Annotated in this window: 21 protein-coding genes; 15 read left to right on the forward strand and 6 right to left on the reverse strand. The window is 45.4% G+C overall.

What is annotated here, in order from left to right; genetic code table 11:
- The 5 genes from MHN01_RS03330 to MHN01_RS03350 form a co-directional block, all read left to right on the forward strand.
- The coding region (locus tag MHN01_RS03330; protein ID WP_239410028.1) for an ATP-binding protein at positions 1-577 on the forward strand (577 nt) is incomplete at its 5' end.
- A 150-nt stretch (positions 578-727) separates the two neighbouring features.
- On the forward strand, positions 728-1,426 hold the full coding sequence (locus MHN01_RS03335; protein WP_239410029.1) for a glutathione S-transferase family protein: 699 nt from the start codon (positions 728-730) through the stop codon (positions 1,424-1,426).
- A gap of 85 nt (positions 1,427-1,511) precedes the next feature.
- Positions 1,512-2,156: a glutathione S-transferase family protein gene (locus tag MHN01_RS03340; protein ID WP_239410030.1), complete on the forward strand. Its 645-nt coding sequence runs from the start codon at positions 1,512-1,514 to the stop codon at positions 2,154-2,156.
- Between the two features lie 201 nt (positions 2,157-2,357).
- On the forward strand, positions 2,358-2,900 hold the full coding sequence (gene sigZ, locus MHN01_RS03345; protein ID WP_239410031.1) for an RNA polymerase sigma factor SigZ: 543 nt from the start codon (positions 2,358-2,360) through the stop codon (positions 2,898-2,900).
- Positions 2,901-3,020: 120 nt separating this feature from the next.
- The gene (locus MHN01_RS03350; RefSeq protein ID WP_239410032.1) at positions 3,021-3,428 is read left to right on the forward strand and encodes a VOC family protein; all 408 of its coding nucleotides are present in this window, start codon (positions 3,021-3,023) and stop codon (positions 3,426-3,428) included.
- 30 nt (positions 3,429-3,458) lie between these two features.
- On the opposite strand, the gene MHN01_RS03355 is transcribed toward MHN01_RS03350, so the two are convergent.
- Entirely contained in the window at positions 3,459-5,255 is a 1,797-nt protein-coding gene (locus MHN01_RS03355; protein ID WP_239410033.1) for a SagB/ThcOx family dehydrogenase, read from the reverse strand.
- The gene (locus MHN01_RS03360; protein WP_239410034.1) at positions 5,252-7,417 is read right to left on the reverse strand and encodes a thioredoxin domain-containing protein; all 2,166 of its coding nucleotides are present in this window, start codon (positions 7,415-7,417) and stop codon (positions 5,252-5,254) included. The genes MHN01_RS03355 and MHN01_RS03360 overlap by 4 nt, the downstream gene beginning before the upstream one ends.
- A 676-nt stretch (positions 7,418-8,093) precedes the next feature.
- Between MHN01_RS03360 and MHN01_RS03365 the strand changes: the two genes are divergently transcribed.
- From MHN01_RS03365 to MHN01_RS03390, 6 genes are all read left to right on the forward strand, one after another.
- Positions 8,094-8,408 carry a DUF6506 family protein gene (locus tag MHN01_RS03365; protein ID WP_239410035.1) on the forward strand — a complete coding sequence of 105 codons (315 nt, stop codon included), beginning with the start codon at positions 8,094-8,096 and terminating at the stop codon, positions 8,406-8,408.
- A 52-nt stretch (positions 8,409-8,460) separates the two neighbouring features.
- A complete protein-coding gene (locus MHN01_RS03370; RefSeq protein WP_239410036.1) occupies positions 8,461-9,267 on the forward strand; it encodes a helix-turn-helix domain-containing protein in 807 nt (268 codons plus the stop codon).
- A gap of 146 nt (positions 9,268-9,413) precedes the next feature.
- Positions 9,414-11,591 carry a DUF6351 family protein gene (locus MHN01_RS03375; RefSeq protein WP_239410037.1) on the forward strand — a complete coding sequence of 726 codons (2,178 nt, stop codon included), beginning with the start codon at positions 9,414-9,416 and terminating at the stop codon, positions 11,589-11,591.
- Between the two features lie 47 nt (positions 11,592-11,638).
- A complete protein-coding gene (locus MHN01_RS03380; RefSeq protein ID WP_239410038.1) occupies positions 11,639-11,869 on the forward strand; it encodes a LysR substrate-binding domain-containing protein in 231 nt (76 codons plus the stop codon).
- Positions 11,870-12,212: 343 nt separating this feature from the next.
- Entirely contained in the window at positions 12,213-13,079 is an 867-nt protein-coding gene (locus tag MHN01_RS03385; RefSeq protein ID WP_239410039.1) for a hypothetical protein, read from the forward strand.
- Positions 13,080-13,174: 95 nt separating this feature from the next.
- Entirely contained in the window at positions 13,175-13,603 is a 429-nt protein-coding gene (locus tag MHN01_RS03390; protein WP_239410040.1) for a hypothetical protein, read from the forward strand.
- 124 nt (positions 13,604-13,727) lie between these two features.
- Here MHN01_RS03390 and MHN01_RS03395 read toward each other — a convergent pair whose 3' ends face one another.
- Complete coding sequence (locus tag MHN01_RS03395) at positions 13,728-14,633, reverse strand: LysR family transcriptional regulator (RefSeq protein WP_239410041.1); 906 nt, start codon at positions 14,631-14,633, stop codon at positions 13,728-13,730.
- 230 nt (positions 14,634-14,863) lie between these two features.
- Here MHN01_RS03395 and MHN01_RS03400 point away from each other — a divergent pair, with 230 nt between their 5' ends.
- Together MHN01_RS03400 and MHN01_RS03405 are read left to right on the forward strand one after the other, a co-directional pair.
- Entirely contained in the window at positions 14,864-16,174 is a 1,311-nt protein-coding gene (locus tag MHN01_RS03400) for a multidrug effflux MFS transporter (RefSeq protein ID WP_239410042.1), read from the forward strand.
- Positions 16,171-17,016, forward strand: coding sequence for a pirin family protein (locus MHN01_RS03405; RefSeq protein WP_239410043.1), 846 nt, complete (start codon positions 16,171-16,173; stop codon positions 17,014-17,016). Before MHN01_RS03400 ends, MHN01_RS03405 begins: the two co-directional genes overlap by 4 nt.
- A gap of 123 nt (positions 17,017-17,139) precedes the next feature.
- Here MHN01_RS03405 and MHN01_RS03410 read toward each other — a convergent pair whose 3' ends face one another.
- The 3 genes from MHN01_RS03410 to MHN01_RS03420 form a co-directional block, all read right to left on the reverse strand.
- Positions 17,140-18,543, reverse strand: a complete 1,404-nt coding sequence (locus MHN01_RS03410; protein WP_239410044.1) for a hypothetical protein — start codon at positions 18,541-18,543, stop codon at positions 17,140-17,142.
- An 87-nt stretch (positions 18,544-18,630) separates the two neighbouring features.
- Positions 18,631-19,113 (reverse strand): CYTH domain-containing protein, encoded by a 483-nt coding sequence (locus tag MHN01_RS03415; RefSeq protein WP_239410045.1) that lies wholly within the window; start codon positions 19,111-19,113, stop codon positions 18,631-18,633.
- A 9-nt stretch (positions 19,114-19,122) separates the two neighbouring features.
- On the reverse strand, positions 19,123-19,761 hold the full coding sequence (locus MHN01_RS03420) for a hypothetical protein (protein WP_239410046.1): 639 nt from the start codon (positions 19,759-19,761) through the stop codon (positions 19,123-19,125).
- A 361-nt stretch (positions 19,762-20,122) separates the two neighbouring features.
- Here MHN01_RS03420 and MHN01_RS03425 point away from each other — a divergent pair, with 361 nt between their 5' ends.
- A complete protein-coding gene (locus tag MHN01_RS03425; RefSeq protein ID WP_239410047.1) occupies positions 20,123-21,694 on the forward strand; it encodes a DASS family sodium-coupled anion symporter in 1,572 nt (523 codons plus the stop codon).
- A gap of 115 nt (positions 21,695-21,809) precedes the next feature.
- Positions 21,810-22,487, forward strand: a complete 678-nt coding sequence (locus MHN01_RS03430) for a DUF47 domain-containing protein (RefSeq protein WP_239410048.1) — start codon at positions 21,810-21,812, stop codon at positions 22,485-22,487.
- Positions 22,488-22,659 lie beyond the last annotated feature (172 nt).

A 22,659-nucleotide genomic window follows, 5' to 3' on the forward strand; every position in this document is an offset into this window, starting at 1 on the left:
CAAAGCGGATGAAAAGAGAATTAAATTGTTAATTGACGAGATCGATAACCTTAGCCACATAGCGGATGATCTTTATCAGTTATCAAGCTCAGATGCTGGTGCGTTGACTTATAAAAAAAGTAGCCTTAACCCCATTGAGTTACTTAAAAAAGAGGTGGATAACTTTCAGCCCAAGTTTAAACAACATTTATTAAAGTGCAATTATGCTGGTTTGGAGCACTTGCAGTGTCTTATGCTGGCAGATAAGGACAGGCTCAAACAGTTATTTACCAACCTGCTGGAGAACTCTTGCCGCTACACCTACGCTGGTGGTGAAATAAACATACAGGCTCTTATCAGCAATAAACAGCTTGAACTTCAAATTCAGGACTCAGCTCCGGGTGTCGCTTTGGATGTACAGAGTAAGCTGTTTGAACGATTCTACCGGGTAGAGAAATCCCGTACCCGAAGCCAAGGAGGCTCAGGGCTTGGGCTATCATTATGCAAACAAATCGTCGAAGCTCACCAAGGCAGCATAGTGGCCATGGATTCCCCTCTGGGAGGATTAAGTATGAAAATAACCTTTCCTATTCAATAATGCCGGGTTCAAATGATTTGTTTTAGCCGCTTTTTACGACATGGCTGCGGCTATTGAATCCATGCATTAAAAATTATTACTTTTTTTCGTCTTTTTTGTCGGCCGCTCGTCTTATAGGTACTTAACACAAGACGAGAGTTAGAATTCAAGATGATCAAAGTAATTAGTTTCAAAATCTGTCCGTTTGTCCAGCGTGTTACTGCAGCATTGGAAGCCAAACAAATTCCATACGAGATCGAATACATCAGCCTGAAAGACAAGCCACAGTGGTTCCTGGATTTGGCACCGAACGGTCAGGTGCCAGTTATGGTGACTGAGTCGGGCACAGCGCTTTTTGAATCAGATGCCATTATTGAGTATATCGAAGATGAGTTTGGTCCTATCGAAGCGGGTGTGACCAATGAGCAGCGAGCGCTTGATCGTGCCTGGAGCTACCTGGGTTCGAAAAACTACCTTGTTCAGTGCGGAACGATGAGCAGCAAAGATAAGGCGACATTCGAAGAGCGCGTCGAGAGGTTCACCAAGGCGTTCGCCAAAGTTGAAGCGCATCTGTCAGGTGAGACAAAGTATTTCAAATCAGATGCGCTTAGCAATGTTGACCTGGCCTGGCTGCCATTATTGCATCGCGCAGCCATTATCAAGAAGCATACTGACTTTGACTTCCTGTGCGGTTTGCCAAAAACTCAGGCTTGGCAGTCGGCCCTACTGGAAACGGGTCTTGCTGACAAAACGGTATCGGCAGATTTTGAAGAACTATTTACTGATTTCTACCTATCCGATACCTACCTGGGAACCGGTAACGATATCCAGCAAAGCAGTGTCTGCGCATCAAGCAACTGCTGCGGATGAGTTGTCGCAGTGAGAAAGCAATAAGAGAAATGTATAAATCTAGAGTGCCTTGATATGAGGCATTCATCTGGTACAAAGGTAGAAGATGCTTAAAGTCATTAGTTTTAAAATTTGCCCGTTTTTTCAGTATGTGGCAGCTATGCTGGAAGCGAAAAAAGTGCCATATCAGGTTGAGTACGCCGATTTTAATAACTGTTTGTTCGATGTATCCCCGAATGGAAAAGCGCCTATCCTAATTACAGAGTCTGGAGCCGTATTGTTTGATGCTGATGCAATTGTTGCTTACATCAGCAGAACTTACCCGGGAATGGAAAGTGTTTCTTCTGACGAGGAGCTGGCGCTGAGTCAAGCTTGGGCATTATATGGCTCTAAGAATTATGTCCCTCAGTGCAGCGCCATGAGGAGTGATACTGAACAGGATTTCGAGAGTGCATTTGGCGTGTTTGCCAAGTCACTGAACAAGGTTGAAAGTGTGCTTGGTCAAACTAAATACTTCCTCGGGAATGAGCTGAGTTCTGTGGATATTGCCTGGTTGCCTCTGCTGCACCGTGCTGCCTTGGTTGAGAAGTATACTGGAGTTGACTTGTTTGATCGTTGGCCGAAGATTAAAGCATGGCAGAGTCAAATCATGACACTGGATATTGTCGAGAAGTCAGTATCGGAAGATTTCGAAGCTGTTTTTAGCAACTTTTACCTGTCACCAAAAACGTATTTAGGATCAAAGAGGTAGAGGCAGTTTTAATTCAGTTTGCAGCACTAGTTAGTTAAAGGTTATGAATCATCAGGTTCATAACCTTTTTGTGTTTATTAATGCTAAACGGGCAGTGGTTTTAATCGATGAACTGATACATGCTTAAGACAGTTCATGTCGGGGGGGAATCTTCAGATTTCAGGCCCAAACCCAAACCCAGACACAGCAAGAGAGAGAAAAATGAACCTGGATGCGATTTGGAACGAGTACCGAGCGAGCTTGAAGGCATTTTTGCACTCCAATGTTTCCAATCCTGATGATGTCGATGACCTTCTGCAAGAAATCCTGATCAAGACCCATCACAACCTCGGTGAAGTGAAGGAGACGAAGAAGATTAAGTCCTGGCTTTTTCAGGTGGCCAATAACTCGATCATCGATTTTTACCGCAAAAGGGCAAAGGGGAAAGAACTTACCGAAGATGAACTGTGGTACACGGAAGGGAATGTGACGGTTCATCAACAATTGTCGAAGTGTGTACTGCCATTTATACAGGCCCTGCCGGATGATGAGGCAGAAATGCTGACGTCTATTGATATTCATGGTCAGTCCCAGAAAGAGTATGCCGAGAAAAACGGCATGAAGTATTCGACGCTCAAGTCACGGGTACAAAAAAGCCGCGATAAGATGAATATGCTGTTTAGAGAATGTTGTGAGCTTTCGATTGATCAGCACGGTAATATCATGGATTTTCAGGCGAAAAGTAAGCGGTGTAAAAACTGCTGATCGCCGGGTTACTGCATGGCTTTTGGCAAGGTCTGTTGTATGGCTTTCGGTATGGCTTTTGGAATGACTTTCTTGGCTACACTTTCTAGTAATTACTAAGGCCATGGATAAGGAGACATTATGCACGTTGAACCCTATTTATGTTTTAACGGGCGTTGTGAAGAAGCGCTTGATTTCTATCGTGATGCGTTGGGCGCAGAGGTGACAATGCTGATGCGCTTTAAAGATAGCCCGGAGCCGCATGAGTGCCAGCCGGCAGGAACAGAAGACAAAGTCATGCATGCAACTGTAAAGATTGGTGAGTCGACGATAATGGCTTCTGACGGGCGATGCGAAGGGCCGCTGAACTTTGAGGGGATATCTCTGTCGATTGGAGTCAGTGATGTGGCTCAGGCCAAACAGTATTTTGAGGCCTTGTCTCAAGGCGGCGAGGTTCAGATGCCGCTGGTCAAGACGTTCTGGTCACCGGGGTTTGGCATGGTAGCAGATCGTTTTGGGGTGTCGTGGATGATCAATGTTGTCGAGTAATGTCATGCTGCCTTTCTATCAATAGAAGGCCTATTCTTTATTCTCCGTCATGAAGTGATAGGCGGAGAGCGTTTCCAGGCGTGTGTCTTCAACCGGACCACCCATAGTAAAGTGATAGAGGCTCTGATAGCTCCTGTCTTTTATCCCAAAGACCTCATGGACGGGATCATCGAAATAACAGCCGATGCCAGTGGCGCGAATGCCTTTGGCCTCGGCTTCCAGATACAGCATCTGGCCAATGATTCCTGTTTCCCAGAATAACCTTCGATACCACCATGTCCCGAGTTGTCTCAGAGGTTGTTCAAACTCTGTCAGCATGGCACAACTGAATACCCCGCCGCTGGCGATCTCCTGATGGCAACTTAAGAGCTTGGCCGCCTCTTGGGCATCTGCTGGAAACAGGCAGTAAAGCGATAGGCTTTCAGGACAGCCTGGCGGCCTTTGCCAGATGAAGGTTTCGTTCATCAGTGTTTTCAGTTGTTCGGCTTTGGCCGGATCCCTTAGCAGCAGATACAAGCCGGGTTGTAGCCCGTCGATACGGTGAACAAACAGGCCGAGATGAACCCGTGCGGGCCAGCTTGTCGCCGAAAACAGGCTGGCGTTTAGTTCGGGTAAGGTACGACCGAGGATCCGGTAGAATGTCGTTTTATCAATACGGGTTTCGCCATCCATATCCAGTGCGCTGCGACGCTGTCGGATGATTGCTCCGGTACTGCGTGCTGTGCTTGAACCAGAGTGTGATAAAGATGAATCGGAGTCGCTGATGGTCTTTACTTTTCTTGGATTAAAAGATTGCAAGTGCTCACTTATGTGACTCTCCGTTGTCGGTTTTTCGCAGGCTGCGGCCGCTTTATCTATCCATGGCCAGAGTTTGTGACTGTTACTGAGCGGATTGGCCTTACCTAGCCATTTTCTTGCCGTCAACGTATTGAGTGCTTCAGAGGTAGGTCGCCAGTCGATGTTAATGGATGTTCCGATAGGTGAAACAACAGCAAGCAGATCGGGGGCTTCTCGTTCTTGCTGGCTGGGAAAATCGTCGTTGCGATCAATACCCAGCAAGTTGGCGAGATCGGCATCCGAAATTCCCTCAATAACCGTGAGCTGCCAGCCCATTAAACCTGCGGCAATGGTCGTTGCGGCCAATGCATGGCCGCAGTCGTGCTGGCAGTAGCGAAAGGCTCGCTCGCCGTATTTCCATGACTCCCGCCAGTGAATGGAGGACAGGGCAATGAGAAAACTGCCTTCCGGCAAGGCTTCGGTAGCAGATGAGCCGTTAGTTAAGCCAGCTGTGAGGTGTTTCCAGTCTGATTCTTGAAGCTCTAGTCGGCACTCCAACTGGTGGCGCAGAGGATAGTAATGGTAGATCCCGGGGAGTGGAGAAACCTCTGGGACGGCATCGGTGAGCAGGTAGCATTCTGTAGGGTGTAAGTTACCGCTCGACGGGTTGACTCGCAGTGACCAGCGGTTGCCGAAACAGCTTTTCCAGGCCGAAAGCGCCAGTGAATAGTAGAAAAAACGGGAAAGGGATTGCTGGCTGAAAGGCTGGCTGTTAACTGCTTGTCCGTTGAAGAAAGCATCGTAATCAGGAGTAATATCGCTGTCGGGCAACAGAAGCTGTGTTTCAGGCGCGCCAGGGAAACGCCGGAATGGGTGGGGCTGGCTGGCCCAGTCTAAGCCGTCAGGTCCTTCGGCGTAACGGTGAAAATGATGTTTGGTACGCTCGTGGTAGGCAAGTACCGTGGCGAGAGGATCGGATGATTGCGGTTCCTGGCCGCTGGATGATTGCACAGCAGGACTTTGCCGCGCTGATGTAGTTTTAGGTTTCATTTTGCAGGTTCGGAAACACGATTGCCTGCAGCCAGCTTTTTCAGTCTGCTCTGAACGCTGTCGTCCCCAGAAACAGGAAGCTCACAGGCAAATTGCTGGCAGAGGTAAAGGGTGAGCTCTTTGTTGCTAAATCCTCTTGTAAAGGGAGCCAGCTTGTTTATGGCGGCTCTGTTTTGGTCATGTATTGCCAACCATACGGTGTTAGGTAAATAGTGCCCTCTTAGAGGTTTGATACTATCGGTTGAGACATCGGAACCTGATAGTATGAGATGCTGTCCAGGGCTATATCCTAAATCCAACGCGGCCAGAAATAGCGTGTAGCCAGAAGGATAACGGTTGATTTGAGCTGAGAATGCCGTTGCTAGGCTATCTAGGTGTGCCTGCCAACGGCTTTGCCCTGTTAGCTGATAGAGGTGTGCAATATTACGAGCCATGACGGCATTGCCTGAGGGGACAGCTCCGTCATAGACGTCTTTGGTTCGTACAGCGAGCTCAGTATTGGCTTCGGTGAAGAAGAAGCCGCCGTTCTGGCTATCCCAGAATTTGCCCAAGGCGATCTCAGTTAACCGCAGCGCATGCTGAAGATACTTAATTTCCAGGCTGGCCTGGTATAGCTCCAGAGCCGCCCAGGTCATATTGGCGTAGTCGTCGAGATGGGCTGGCAATCCTGCTTTGCCATTACGAAATCGCTTAATGAGGTGTCCGTTTTCATCGGTTAGGTGTTGCTGAACAAAGTCGAAGGCCTTCTCTGCCATTGGCAGGCACTCTCTCTCGTCCAGTAGCAATGAGCTCCGTGCGAGTGCGGCAATCGTTAAGCCATTCCAGTCGGTTAAGACTTTATCGTCGAGAAGTGGATGAACCCGTTTCTCGCGGTGGTGAAATAATTTGTGGCGGATCACCTGCCACTGGCATCTCCAATGGTTAAGCGATCCCTTGGCCTTGCCTGCCAGTCGGTGTGGCATCTGGCTTAGGTGGAGAATATTGGCTCCGGTTAACAGCCCGCTAGCTTCATCGGTATAGTTGCCCTTGACGGCGATGTTGAAATGCCGGGAAAGCCAGTCTAGCTCATGGCGGCTTAAGGCTTTCTTTAAGTCTTCATAGTGCCAGACATAGAACTTACCCTCTACGCCTTCGCTATCGGCATCTTCAGCACTGTAGAAGCCACCGTCAGGGTGTTGCATTCGTGACCCTAGGTATTTGATAACTTCTCTGGCAGTTTGTTTAAACAAGCCGTCGCCGGTAGCTGCGTAGGCTTCGCTGTAGATCATCAGGAGTATCGCCTGGTCATAAAGCATTTTCTCGAAGTGAGGCAATAGCCAGTGATTGTCGGTACTGTATCGGTGGAAGCCGAAACCAACATGATCGTACAGGCCGCCTAGGCGCATAGCCTGCAGCGACTGTCGAACCATCTCCAGCGCCTGTGAATTCCCGTGGCGGTGCCAATAGCGCAACAAAAATAGGTACTGGTGCGGAGTCGGGAACTTGGGAGCGTTGCCAAAGCCACCGTAGACGTCATCAAAGCTATCTTTCAATTGCTCAAAAGCCTGATGGGCGGTGTCGTCTGCTAGCTTGCCTGTAGGTGTGGTTTGCCCGCTCAAGGCTTGCAGTTGATTGTTTAGCTGGGTGGCACCATTGAGCAGCACTTCGTTTTGGTTGCGCCAGGCATGGATAACATTGGGTAATAGTTCCATCATGCCGAGTTGGCCATAACGACCATGTTTGGCAAGGTAAGTCGTTGCATAGAAGACGTGTCCCTCTGGTGTCAGCAAGCAGTTCAGCGGCCAGCCCCCCCTACCGGTGATTGACTGGCAGGCGGCCATATGGATCTGGTCGATATCCGGGCGCTCTTCTCTGTCGACCTTGATGGCAACAAAATCGCGATTAAGCAGTGCCGCTACCTCTTCATCTTCAAATGACTCACGCGCCATGACATGGCACCAATGGCAGGTGGCATAGCCGATTGAGAGGAAAATCGGTTTATTCTGAGATTTGGCTTTGTCAAAGGCCTCGTCGCCCCATGGATACCAGTCAACCGGATTGGCTGCATGTTGCAGTAAATAGGGGCTTTGTTGGAAGACGAGTCGATTCCAATAGCCGCCCCCGTTTGCAGGCAGCTTTTGGAGTTCTTCTTCAGTGGGAATGCGGAGATGATGATCGGCCATAAAGTGTGCCTGTTTGTATCTGGACAGCAATTGTTGCGGTAACTTTCAGTCATGATTGCTGTCAAGGGCTCAGAAGATCAATCTAGGCTTGATGCGATAGCCTGTCGATTACTAACCTGTTGGCACTTTATAAAAAAGTTCCACTTAGATAACAGTATAGAATATTGATAACACTTATCATTTGCGCAGGGTATATTTATCTATATTATCGGTAATTCTGCATATCACTGTCTGAGTTAGGATACATTGAAGTTTTCGTTTGTTCATAAATCATCTATTTATATTTGGATGATTGGTATTGTTGCCGCGTTAGTTAGTTCCTTCACAGTTGAGTTTTACGAGTCGAGAAGATTACACGATCAGGTTGAAATTCAATTTCATACCAAGGTTAATTCGCTAGAGCAGTCGATGCGATCCCTGTCTCAGCTGCTGTACTCGACTCATCACTTTTTGCAAAACGGTAATAATCCGACTCAGGAGCAGTTTGAACATGAAAGCACGGCTTGTGAGTAGGGAGGAAATGACGTACTACCTTCGTTATAAGAGTGTATTAACTAGCGAGTAACCGTAGTGATAACTAAGTGGATGTGTAAGTAACTGTTGGCGTATTTCTACAATACCCGGTTTTTAACTGCCTGTACGATGGCTGTCATCAACAACTACAGGAAGCCAAAATATGTCAAATGTATTCAAAGCCGCGTTCATTTTTGTTGCACCGGAAGCAAACCCGTCAGTCGACTATTCGTGGGTTCGTACCAAGGAAGTACATGTAAAGAATATTGCAGTATCCGGTTATAAAGAAGCTTGTGAACTGATTGATTCTTTGGTTGAAGAAGGAGTTAAGGCTGTAGAGCTCTGTGGTGGCTTTGGCCATCAGGGTGTCGCTGAAGTCGTGAAGACTGCCGGTGCTCGCTTGCACGTTGGGGTTGTTCGCTTTGATAAACATCCTTGCCTAGATTTTGTCAGCGGTGATGAGTTGTTTTCATCTTGATTGCGAATAACCGTTTCTATTAGCACTAGGAGCGGTGTGTTAAAGTCGTTCTATGCAAACACAACTAATTAGACCAAGTTCACCGCTTGGCGGATATATAACGCAGTATTGGGTGTGGGAGCAAAACACTCCCTTGATGATACCAGATATATTGCCGGGTACTGGGGTCGAGATAATGCTTAATCTCGGCGCGCCACTGGTAATTGAATCTCCGAATTCAGCTCAGCTTAAATTTGGAGATGGGCTAGTGATATGTCCGCGTAAATCTGCTTATAAGATGAAGGCGATGGGGGCGACCAAACTATTGTCTATCCGTTTTCGGTCTGCAGCTTTCTTTCAGTTGTTTGGTATCCCTTTGCCCACTATTGCTGATCAAGTTGTAGAGGTCAGTCAATTAATGCCAAAGGGATTATTGTCGAGGGTCATCGAGTCAGACTCGACTCTTGGGGCGATAGCGTTATTGGAGCATTGGTTAATGCAGCTTGTTAGACCTGAATGTGCCAGCACATCTGAATTAGGGTGGGCAATAGATAAAGTCTATTACCAAAACAGTCCTGATGTTATTGCTGAAATAAAGCGAAGCTTGAATATCAGCGAGCGAACATTCCAGCGTAAATTCAAGGCTTATACCGGCGTCGATGCCAAATACTTTGAAAGAACATCGCGTTTTCAATCAACCCTAAGGACGCTGTTAAGTGGATACCATCAGCAGTACACTGCAATTGTTTTAGACCATGGCTATTACGACCAGCCTCATTTTATTAAGGACTGTAAGCATTTTACTGGCTTAACCCCTAAGCAATTCCTTACTGAAGGTAATTTTGCGCTTAACCATTATAACAACGATATATATGCCTAATCATTCCGGTGGTTGCAAATAGCGCGAGCGAAGTAAGAGTAAGCCGTACGTATACCTATGCCAGCCCCTTTCATTTGTAGATGAGTCAACAGAAAGATGTGGTACAGCTAAACTCGTAGATAGGATACAGAGAATGAAACGCTGTTATGACAAAGAAACTGTTTGTGTTGGTTGGCGTCTTACTTATCTTTATCATCATTGATTATCTGGCGAGTAAGGACAGTGTGTCTGTTAGACAAGTCAAGGCGATCGCAATTCCTGAAGCAAACTATCTGCTGCAGGTTGAGCATCACATCCGTGATACCCAGCGACCTGAAGAGGTTTTTCCTTTTCCCATCAATGTGGGAAGCGTTGGCCCTGTAAAGTCCCTGTATTCAGGTCCCAATCAATATCCCTTTTATTGCATGACAGTCGATTCAGGCCTGGGTCAGCCCCTTATTGATAATCAAATCGGGTTAGGCGTTCCCGTTCACGATAAAGAAAATGACTCAGAGATTATTGGCTACTCTAAAGATTGTGCGATAGAAACGCGGCTTTCATATGTCATTGTCGCTAATGAGGTCGACAACAAGCATGAGTTTCACAGCAAAACGGCACTTGAGTTAGAACAGTCACCGCCAGAGGAGAATGAGCTTCTCATTCGGGTGGAGCAGGGCACTATCAACCGCTACATCTACACTATTCTGATGCCTATTCATGTTGATGAAATCGGTAGCCAAACCAGCGCCAATGCGTGGAATCAAAAGCTGATTTATCGTTTTGATGGCGGCTCTGGCATAGGTTACCGGCAAGGCCGGGTGAAGGTGTCTAAATTACTTGATAAACATCTCTCCCAATTAGAAAAGGGCTATGCAGTCATCGCTTCTAGCGGTAATAAAACCAGTTACGGCTACAACATGTTGCTGGCTGAAGATACGGCAAGTAGGGTGAAGAGGCAGTTCGTCAGCTTGTTTGGCGACCCCTTGTATACCGTTGGTATCGGGGGCTCGGGCGGCGGCCTGGCACAGTACCTGATCGGTCAAAATAGCCAGGGTATATTGGACGGTTTACTGCCTTTGTACTCGTACCCGGACATGGTGAGCGTTGCTACCTATGCCTTGGATTGCGATCTGCTTAATAACTATTTCAGCTTTCAGGCCAGTGATAGAGAAAGCTGGGAGGATTGGCATAAAAGGCAGTATGTAGAAGGCCTGCGAGCCATCAATGGTGCCAAACAAAAGGCCGCTTGGCTGCAGCCGTTAAATCAGTTGCTGCGTTGGCAAAGGCCAGAATTTCCGCAGGGTAATAGCGAGTGCATCAATGGGTATTTCGGGCTGAGCAGCTACCTTAACAATCCGAAGCAAGGCTTTATCAAACCCTATTTTCATGAATCAGTTGCTGAGCAGGTGAGCTGGAGCTACTGGCAGGATATGGTGCATATCTATGGCCATGATGAATATGGCTTCGGTTTGTCGACTTGGGATAATGTCGGGGTGCAATATGGGTTGCAGGCGTTGCGGAATGGGCAGATTACCTTTGAAGAGTTTATTGATTTGAACCGCAAGGTGGGTTCATGGAAGCCTTTTCATGAAATGGAAGCAGAACGTATTATGGGGGCCAGCGGAATACTTCCTGCTGTTTGGCTATCGTTGTGGGGCGAGCACAATATAACCAATGTCGACAAGGTGTCGGCAAAGCGACACTCGGCCTCAATAGCTGCCATTAACAAGGCCTATGAGTACGGACAGGTATTTATTGGCCGTATTGATTTACCCATTATTGATAGTCGTCATTACCTTGAAGACGATCTGAATATGCACCATACATCGGCTTCGTTTGTCAGTCGGCTGCGGATCCTTAATGCGCAAAAGCAGGCGAATAACCATGTGATATGGATTTCCGATAAGGAGCACGATCCAATAGAACAGGTCTACGAAGTGATGGATAAATGGCTGATGGCCTTAAATCAACTGCCAGATCAATTTACCTACCAGCAACGAGTACGAATGGCCAAACCTGCTCAGGCTAAGGACACTTGTTTTGCCGAAGACGGCAGTGTCATTGCCTCTGGCAAGGGAGTCTTTAACGGAAACTGGAACTATTACCCTGACGGGGCCTGTACTAAGCTTATGCCCATTTATACCAATAGCCGTATACAAGCAGGCGCGCCCTGGCAGGGAAGCATCTTTAAGTGCCATACCATCTCTGTTGAAGCGGCCATTGAGAAAGGCATGTATGGCGATCTGAATTTGTCTGCCAAGGTTGACGATCTCAAACAAACCTTCCCGAGCGGGGTTTGTGATTACTCGCTTGGCGATATGGGCAGGCCTGAGCGCCTAGATTAGTTAGATAACAAAAGCACTAAATGCTGCTGATCATTTCTGTCGGATGAGTGAGCGTTCTGGTCGATACGGCATTGGCTGGAGGGGGGATTGCCTTGATGCCTCCCTCGGTGCAAAAAGCCTACGTTGATAACGGCCAGCTTGTTCCAGTTTTGAGTAACTGGGAGTCCAGTCAGGCAGGAAATCTCTATTTGGTTTACTCCGGTGGCCCATTGTCACCAAAAGCCAAAGCGTTTAAGGGTTTTATTAAGGATGCTTTTAGTCATACTCCGCTGGTTTAGACATGTACCTTGAAAGTGCCGGCTGAGTTTTTCAGCTTGAATACTTAACGGTAACAACAAGAAGACACTCATTACTACTCAATTCAGATTAAAGCGTAATTGCATTGTTCCCAATGTGTTTTGAAGAGAAACGATTCTATTTGCTGTCTTTTGTTCTAGCGCAATACTCTATGTGCTTGTTCGACAAGTGCGCAGTTGGTCACATATTTATTTGCTAAACATGGCATTATTATGCATATGATTTATTGAAACGATTCTATTAGTTGTTCTCGGTTTGAAGGTGTCTAGCAGAAGATCATCAAGAACCGAACAAGATCTAGATTATGGAGCAAATGAGGTCATCATGCGGGGAAGTAAATCTGTACTACTAAAAATTAGTCCATTTATGGTCATGGTTTTTACCTTGTTTTTGCTTACATTGATGCCGATTTTCTATCAATACGAAAATGTTGATAATGCCGATGTGAAAGAACTGAAGCTTCCTTCGTGCCAACTGGAAGAAAACGTTGAGACAACAATTGATTTTTTTATCGATGAATCGATTTGGTTAGCTTATGGGGAACGTACAGTCACAAAGCGTATTAACCGTGCAATTAATACAGCCAATAAAATTCTTGAAAATTCATGTATACCGATGCGTAGACAACTTGGTCGTTTGTACCAAGTTGATATGAGGTTTAAATCAGTCAAAAAAAGTGTTGTCAGACTTTATCATAATGAATTACTTCAAAAGGTAGACCCATCCATTATCAAAGATATTCATGCTCACCCAAATCGTTATTATGCATTGGTTGTAAATAAGCTTCCTGAAAAATTACATGGAGTGACTAATGTTTATAATTATCCAAATTTTCTGATATTAAGTATTCGCGCCAATAGCTTCGTGTTAGAGCATGAACTCGGACATTTGGCCAATGCCAAACACAATATACCATGGGCTAATAAACTTACGGTGCGTTTAGAGGAGTTAATAACAGCAGAGGCAAGTACAGACACAGCCTACGGTTATGCAGGAGGGTATAACTGTGGTCAACGGCGTACGATTATGAGCATAAACCCGAAAAACTATGCTCGGTTACCCGTGTATTCAAGTCCCGATATTTGTTATGGCGATGATGTTTGTGGACATCCAAAGTATGGTGATAATGCCAGGCGATTAAGAGAATATGCTCACCAATTAAGAGAAATACTAAATATTCAGAAATCTTGAATTGAATTACAAAGTTACAAAATAGAAATGATGGAAATAAAATTTTAGTTCGATTGTGTTTCATTAATACAATGGTTAATTTGAGGGGATGTAAATTGAATATACAAGAAAAACTGTATGGGGTTATATTTCGTAATCCCTATGCGTCGGATGATTTTAAAGTAACGGCTACTGAATTAGTGGTTAGGAAAGACTGTTATCGTTTGCGGAAAATTAACAAGGTCGAACTCAGGACGTTAAGTTTGAAGGACAATCTGGTCAATATTGTTTCATTGTCTTTAGTACTCTCTGCTGCTACGTGGGCATTTGTACCGTCTTTTGGCATTTATGTCTTTTCTATTAGCTTTGTCTTGGCATTTTTGACAATGAAAAAATACGAGCTTCGGGCGGAGTTCCGTGCAACAGATGAAAGTGGCGATCACTGGGTTCCCATTGTTCGTTGCTCGACAGATCAGGAGTTCAACGTATTAAAAGAGTTGCAATCAGAACTCCAGAGTAAACTTAGACCCATCGAGCATACTTAAGGATGAATCCTGAGGTGAACTCATTGTTCTTTTCACCAACACATAGCTAAGGCTCTAAGTACTTTTCTTAATCCATTCACAACAAGTTAGAGTCTTAGTCTAACTTGTTTGTGTTCCAATGAAATCAAGAGCGACTAAGCTCTTCCTTTACAAAATCAATGAAGCATTTGACCTTGGATGACATATATTTCCGGCTTGGGTAGACCAGATAAATATCCACCGCAATCGGTGGCAGATCGGTGAACAGGGGAACTAATTTTCCGGTTTCGATTTCGTCGGTCAGAATAAACTTTGGCAGCCGGGTGATCCCCTGGCCGTCGAGGCACAATGATAGTTCCATTTCTGGGCTGCTGGTAATCACTCGGCTGTTGACTTGCACCTGAATTGGTTGATTATCTTCGGAGAGATAGCCCCAGACATTGGGCTGCTTTGCAAGCCGGTAGCAGATAGTCCGATGATGGGCGAGATCATCGGGGTGCTCGGGCGTTCCGTGTTGTTGCAGGTATTCGGGTGAGGCCAGCGTAACGCCATATGAGCTCATGACTTTCTGACAGATCAGGCTGGAGTCTTCAAGCTGACCGGATGCGCGGAGCACGACATCAAACCCATCGGCCACGACATCGACCTTGCGGTCGTTCAAATCAAGCTCAACATCAATTAACGGGTATCGTTTAAGAAAGGTCGACAAGATTGGCCGTATATGTGACAGACCGAAACTGAGTGGGCAACTGATCCGTAACTCCCCCTTGGGCTCACTCTGGCGGCCACTAACGGCATTTTCTAACTCTTCTGCATCGCCGATGATCTGCTGGCATTGCTGGTAATACAGCTCTCCTTCCGTTGTCAGGCTGATAGAACGTGTCGTCCGGTGTAGCAGGCGTACGCCGAGTCGCGCTTCAAGCTTGTTGATTTCCTTGCTGATGTATGAGGTTGAGTGACCGCTGCTTAACGCCGCATTGGTAAAGCTGCCGGTTTTGATCACTTCGGTAAAGATAACCATTCCATCGAGCAATTTTCCGTTAAAAGTCATCTTTCTCCTTAGTTATATTTCTGCGCGATGCCGTCTGACAATGTGTGAGGCTTAGCCTGATTGTTTTGATAGTAGCAGTCATTAAGCGTCAAATGGAAATAATGCATCCACAGTCAGCTTATTTATCAAATTTTGTTCTCAATCTATTCTCTTCATAACGTATAGACACAGCCAATGAAAAAGAGACAAAGGAAGACAACGATGACTATTTACTTTGAAGAGCAATTCGCATGAGCCGTCTGGAAGCTAAAACCTTGAAGGCTAGTACCTTGAAGGTTGACCTTCAGCAGGGCAAAGAGGCCCAAAGTGATACCGCTGCTGGCCGTGAGTTTTGGTTATTTGTTTGCCTGATGGCGATGATTTTTTCTTTGTCGCCGTTTGCTATCGATATGTACCTGCCTGCGCTACCGGATATGGCGACCTATTTCGGGACGAAAATCGATGCGATGGAGGCTTCTGTTGCCGTGTATCTTTTCGGCTTCGCGATTGGCCAATTGATATTGGGGGCACTGGCCGACAGTCTCGATAAGATCAAATTGATGCAGGCAGGGCTGGTGGTTTTTACCCTTGCTAGTGTCTTGATTGGCATGAGTGATAGTCCGGAACTTCTGTATCTCTGGCGGATGGTTCAGGCATTCTCTGGTGGAGCGACTGTCGTGGTGTTCGCTTTGATCCAGCAAAAGTACGGTGTGAAGCAGAGCAGTCAGGTGATCTCATACATTATGGCAGTCGTAGTGGTCGCACCAATGGTTGCGCCAATGATTGGTAGCCAGATCTTGGCTTATCTGGGCTGGCAGTGGATTTTCTTCGGATTAGCTGCCTACGCGGCCATTACTTTGATGATTATGTTTGTGATGAAAGAAGCATTTGCAATCAAAGGTGTTGTTGCAAAGAATGCGCTCAAACCACTGAAGATCGGATCTCTCATCAAAGGTTACAAGCAAACGCTAAGCGAGCCTGTCATCTTGTCTTATATCCTTGCTGGGGCTGCTTCGTTCGCTGGCTTGTTTGCTTTCATTTCTGGTTCGCCATTTGTTTATATCGAGTTTTTTGGGTTAAGTCCGCAGCAATATAGCTGGCTGGTAGCGCTCAATGCCATAGCTATGGTGAGTATGAATATTGTTAATGCCCGTTTGCTTAACCATATAAATCCGACACGCAAGCTGATTGCCGGTGGAATAATGCTGGGGGCTGTCGCAGTGTATTTGCTGCTGGTGGCTTGGCTTGAGTTGTCTTTGGTTTTTGTTGTTGTCGGTGTAGTGATGTACGTCGGTTGTCTGGGGCTAACATCGGCTAATGCCATTGCTGGCGCATTGGCCAATGCGGGTGAAAATGCCGGGTTGGTATCGGGAATTAATGGTGTATTGCAGTTTGGCCTTGGTGCTTTAGCCAGCGCCGTGATCAGCATGAGTTCGAGTGTTGATACCATGCCGATGAACGTGACGATGGCGATATGCGGTTTATTGACTCTGGGCTTTGTTTTGTTTTTGAAATCAAAGCAACGTAATGGCGTTGATGCTAGTACAGGAAAAATGGCATGAGATTAGTTCGAGAAATTATTGATAGGACAGCCCACAACCCGGCCTATATCACCGGCAGGAACCGACATGATTTTGCACCCTTTGCATTATTCGATGCCGGGGAGGTGAGAGAGAGTTCTCCCTTGGTCATTGACTGGCACCCTCATTCGGGTGTAGCAACGATTACCTTTCCATATGGCGCCGATTTGCATCATCAAGACTCCTCTGGGAATAGCGGAGTTATTAATGACTCTGGTTTGCAGTGGATGGCGTCGGGCAGGGGGATCTGGCACAAGGAAGGTTACTATCCGCGCAGCGCCAGCTCTCCCTTTGGCATTATGCAGCTGTGGTTGCTGCTTCCACCAGGTGAAGAGGTTGCTGAAACGGAGTACTTCAACTTACAGCCGAATGATATTCCGAGAAGCGGCAATACTCGTGTGTTGCTTGGCGAATATGGCGGGGTGAAAGCTGCCCAGATGATTTCTCACAATGTGACTTATCTGGATGTCAGTCTTCGTCGGGGGGATACATGGAATTTGACACCTGCGGCGCGGCAGGTACGTGGATTCGTCTATCCGCGCTCGGGTCAGCTTGTGATTGCCGGTCGTGAGGTTGATGCCGAGCGATTGGCATTGCTTGAGGAGTCCGGCAAGGAACTTGTTGTGGAAGCCCGTGAAGATACTGAGTTTGTCGTGGCGATGACCGAACCGTGGCCTCATAACGTAATTCAGCATTATGGACAGATACACACCAATCAGGCGGCGTTGGCCGAAGGGGCCAAGCATATTCGTCAGCTAGGCCAACAGCTATTTGAATCGGGAGAGCTTCGATGGAAAAACAACGGATCCAAGCCCTCCACTTAACTGAAGCTTTTGGAATCTCTGGTTGTTAGCCAAATACCGCGACCTCTGTTTGTTGAAGATCTGGAATTTGTCGGGGGACATACCATATTGGTCATCGCCCCTAGTGGGTTTCAGTACATAACATCAGGCATTCGCACTTTCCTCATATGTACTGTTGATGGATTTATAGGTTGCATAATCTGAAATTGAGTGAGAAGAAATTCCTTTGCTGTTAACCCATAATGTCAGCACTTTATGATGTTTGTCATCGATGCTTATCACCATATAGATAATCTGATTTTTATCTATTTGTTCTTTAGTACTTGTTTCTGAAGTTAAGGAATAGACTGTAAGTGATTCTTTAGGAATATTTCTTAACATTTTATGAATGTTTATCACTATTTTATCTTTGATACCGTGGTATTGATGCTCTATTTTTTTGTTGTTTAGGTTGTAATGCTTTTTGTAGTGAAGTACATCTTCTCGCCGATTGCGGTTGACTCTCCGAGCACGGTGGATGATATTTTTAACGCTTTCTGGTAATTCACTCTGAGAGATGAAGCAACAGCCATCTTTCATCGTTACTAATGGTTTGTGATCAAGCGGATCGGTGATGTCATATTCAAATTGGCACTGGCGTGCCATTATTCTTCTGAATATATAGTTACGACTGAGTTCTTTAAATCGATCTTTTAAGATATAAGAAAACGTCAGAGCGAAGAAAAATGGTGTGCTAAAGTTGCCAAAGGCTTGCTGAGTAACAAATGCAATAATGGTTGCTATTGCCATCGACATAAATGCCGCCACACTGAATACACCTTGCTCGATTAACACACCCTTTCGACGCCTTTTACTATCTAGCAAACGGTAGCGGCTGAGATAATCCTTGAGTAAATACAAGCGATGGGTCTGTTTCTGATCCGGAGCTTGCAGCGAGCGTAAGCGATAATTCTGCTCGACAGAGTATACTTCTGCTTTACGAATCCAGGCTGTAATGCGAGCGACTCCTTCTTTTGAGAGTTGTTTTCGACGATTCATCAACCTGAGTAAAGTTTGCTGCGCTGTCCAGTTGATATATTCATCAACATATCGAAAGTGATGCATCAGGCTTTCTTTCGCGGGCTGCTGTGCACGAAATCCTTCACATATCTTGTCTAAGTTATCGAGTAACGTGATAAGCAGATCCAGGCTTTTTATGTTTGGCTGTTGGTTGAGGACATGATCAACGTCTGCGATCATAGCCCGTATTACTTTATCCCCTATATGGCAAATACTTCGTCGGTAGTGTCGATGGCTCTTGTATGTCTGTTGGCCGTATTGCTGCACTTTTAAATGCAGAGCCTCATTGTTTAGGCTGATCCCGTCAGTATAAAGATATTGCTCATTGTGAAGGTGGCGATAGAAGAGCTCGGAAGGGTATGTGTATTCGTTTAGGTCAAGGATTTTAGGGATAAATAGATAGCAGTCCAATTGTATGTTTTCAACGCTCTTAGGCAACGCGAGTTTTAATTCGATGAGGTTTTTGTCGAGGGTTTCAATGCTAACCATAGGCCTGAATAGTTGGATAAGAGTTACTAGAAAAAGAAGCAACTATTTACCGCCGAGCAAAAAGTCACTTCTTTTGAGGAGCTGCAATTAAGCAGATTCAAGTACCCAAGTACTGTAAGGTGTTTTCATCAGCATTGAGTTGTAGTATTTCACCTGGCCAGTCACTTCTTCAGCCAACCAGGAAGGTTTTTCAAATTGCTCATCTTCACTCGACAGTTCTACCTCAGCAACAATTAAGCCTTGGTTGTCGCCATAGAATTCATCCACCTCAAAAGTGTGTTTGTGGTATGGCACCAGATAACGAGTTTTATCAATCACGCCTGGCTCACAAAGTTTTAGTAGTTCTTGAGCTTCTTCAGTCGGGATTTCACGTTCCCACTCAAAACGGGATGCACCACTTTCATTACCTATACCTTTAATCGTAATGAATCCTTTGTCACCCTTAACTCGCACTCTTACGGTACGTTCCGGCACTGAGTTTAAGTAACCTTGAATAATTCGGGTTTCTTTTACGGCTTCTTGTTTGAAACTTGTACCTTCAATTAAAAACTTACGTTCAATTTCTTGCATGAGCTACTCCTAGTTGGCCAGAGGTTTATCAATCATACCGATAACTCGTTTGATGGCTTGCAAATAATTGATATTTTCAATGCCATCTAGTTTCACATCAGCGAGTGTCTTCTTTATGTCCTCAACTTCGGTCGATTCAGAGTTAATCGTGACAATCTTAGCGCCATTAATGAGTACATTGCCTACTTCGCAAATTGTTTCATTCACCATGTAACCAAAACGATGTTTGTCCACGCGTACCGCCTGTAAGTCTGGGTGTTCATTAACCATCGCCAAGAACTCTTCAAGCGTGTAGCTCTCTTTTTCTAATTCAGGCATTTCCACTTTAAATGCAGGAAAGACTTCTTTTTCCAGGCTTGCGGCTAAGATAGGAAACTCGCCTTTCATTAGCGGATTCCACTGCTCTAGGCCATCGACGGTTTGAACATATGTTTTTATGTCCATTTTTCCATCACGTATTTTGGTGTTATTAACATCATTGGTACGCGACATGATGTAAATTTCAGAGCTTTTTCTCTCCCATACTTTTTCTGGCACAGGATTAGACAGTCTAGCCATTCTCTTTGCCGCTTCTTCAAAGTGTTGGCCAAAAGTTCGAAACTCGAAACGAGGTTTGGATACTTCACCAATCACTAGTTTGTCGCTCATAAGTGCTCTCCGTAAATTAGCTTATCGTGCAGAACTTAATTTCAGGTTAACGACAGAGTCATTAAAATAAAGTGATCATTCTCATAAAACCCGACTTAATCTGACACTGTGTGTTTTTGTGATAGCTGCGCGGCTTGTTTTGGTGAGTTGTTAATTTCTTATAAAACAGAATTTTATGTGTTTATTGTGGCTTTTTGGAAAAATAAAGAAAGAGTTGTTAATCGTGAGTTAATGCACATATGTCATTTTTGGTTCGGTCTAGTTGGTGCGTGAGTTGATTTAAATCAATATTAGTTCAACGCTAAAAGGTAGATTAAGACTTGAGTCTGATTATAAAAAACATGACAAAAAGGAAAGCGCCATGGAAAAAGTCAATGACTGGGTTCCTGGGATTGCCGATACCGACCCAAAAGCATCTTCTGATAGCCTCAAAAAAACAGTTCATGACCCATTGGATATGTCCCAGTACAAAATGGGAAAAGTCGTAGAACGGCCGCCAACAAAAACAGGGCTGTTACTGAAAACATGGGGGCTACCATTGGCATTAGTTGCCTTCATGCTCTTCAGCGTAGTACTTAATTTCGAATCATTAGATCAAAAAGCTCAATATATGCTCGGGCTTTTTGTTGCTTGTATTGTGTTGTGGATTACTGAGTCCATTCCTAACTACCTCACCTCGATTGCACTCATTGTAAGTATTATCATGCTGGAAATTGTGCCCCAAAAGGCAGCTCTGGCTGTGCTTGGGCATCAAATTATCTGGCTAAATATTGCTGCGTTTATTCTTGCTTCTGCTTTGGTTAAAACTCAGCTGGCTGAACGGGTTGCGCTGCTATTTGTTGTTAAATTTGGCAAGAATGCCGGTTCTATTTTCCTGAGCTTTATTGCTGTAAACCTGATCCTCAGCGCATTTATCAATGCTACTGCCGCCAAAGCGGCGTTATTGATGCCAATTTTTATGGTGGTTTCTGCGGTTTACGGTGCCACTGGAGATAAGTCTAACAACTTTGCTCGTAACCTCATTTTGCATAACCTTTTGATGATCAATGCGGGATGTAATGCCTTCTTAACTGGATCTGGCGCCAACCTTGTTGCGGCTAGTATGATCGTAGGAGCTGGCGCGTCACTGTACTACTTCGATTGGTTGCTGGCTGGGCTTCCTATCACTATCGCACTTGGCATCTTTACTTACATCATTGGTGTGAAATTTATCTTCCCACTCACCGAAGAAGACAAGCAGCCAAAGTTAGAAGGGGGGATGGACTCCATTAAGAAGGCATTAGATAAATTGGGCGGAGTGAGCGGTGATGAGATCAAAGCAGCCATCATCTTCTTGACCGTCTTAGCATTCTGGGCAACAGATAAGCTTCATGGCATTCACCCCACTATGATTGCACTGATTGGCTGTATCATAATGCTTGCTCCTCAAACTAAGCTGATCAACTGGAACGATGTAGACCTACCTTGGCACCTTATGATTTTCTCTGCTGGCGCATACGCTATTGGTGCGGGACTCAAGCAAACCAAAATCATGGAAATTGCGGTCAGCAACCTGATGGAATCACTAGGTATGGAAAGCATGAGCTACTTTACTTTGTACGCCCTGCTTACCGGTATTTTCATTGCTTCTCACTGGATCTTTCAGAGTAAGACGATGAGAACGGTGCTCTTTATCCCTATTGTTATCGGTATAGCGGAAGCTATGCATTATGACATTCTATCTCTTGCCCTGCCTGTTGCCCTGTGTATTAACGTCTGTTGGACTTTCCCATTCAACTCAAAACCAGCAGCACTGCTTTACGGTACAAACAAATACACTATGGGCGAAACATGGAAATATGGTTTCTGGTCAAGTGTATTTACCTGGATATTAATGTTGGTTGCTGGTCAAACCTGGCTGCAGTGGATCGGTATTACTCCCGGTCTATTCTAACCTCACCTGTCTATGTTAGGCCGGGCATCCCGTCCGGCCATTCTTAACCGCAACCAGTTCATAAAACTCTGAACTCAATAATCGTCTTTCGTATAAGAAAGGTGAGGGAGGGATAATGAAAAAAAACCTAATTAACTTTATGACGAACACCCAACGGCTTAAGAACAATATTGATGCATTTTATGACCTGCTTGGCGATTCAACGACGGTATTTGCGCATATCCTTAAACTGTATCTGAAAAATTCACTCACCCCTAGTGAGGATATTGAACTCCAGCTCAAAGAAAGATTTGATCAGCTGAATCATATCGAGCTTACTGCAGACGGCTTGCGTCGCGATATTGAAAGTATTTTGTATGAAAAAACCTTAGTTCCGGATTTACGTAGTGATTTACTGAAATTGATTGAGGACGTTGATGTTTTAATTAACTTGCAGCAGGCTTGTGCATTTAATCTGATCAATGAAACACCCCATATACCATATGTTTATCATGACGATATTCTCTCATTACAGAGTACTGTCGCGAGTAGTGCCGACCACTTAATAAATGCTTGTCGCGCATTCATGCGTGATCAAAACCAAGTTCGAGATCATGTCCATAATGTAATTTTTGTCGAGAGTGAGGCAGACAAGTTAAGCACTGCAATGAAGAAAAAGGTCTTCTCTTCTGATTTGGAACTGGCAGAAAAAATACACATCCGATATTTCATTGAACGCATCGACATGGTGGCCAACCACGCTGAAGACATAGCCGACTCGTTGGCAATATATGCAATCAAACGCTCTTTGTAGGAAGGAGGGACGATGGAACCTATTTTACTCATCTTTCTCACAAGCGGCCTTTTTCTTGGCTGGGCCCTGGGAGCCAATGATGCCGCGAATGTCTTCGGAACGGCGGTGGGTAGCCGAATGGTCCGTTTTTCAACTGCTGCGGTTGTCTGCTCGATTTTTGTCATCCTCGGCG

Source organism: Photobacterium sp. OFAV2-7 (assembly GCF_022347985.1).
Taxonomy (GTDB): Bacteria; Pseudomonadota; Gammaproteobacteria; order Enterobacterales; family Vibrionaceae; genus Photobacterium.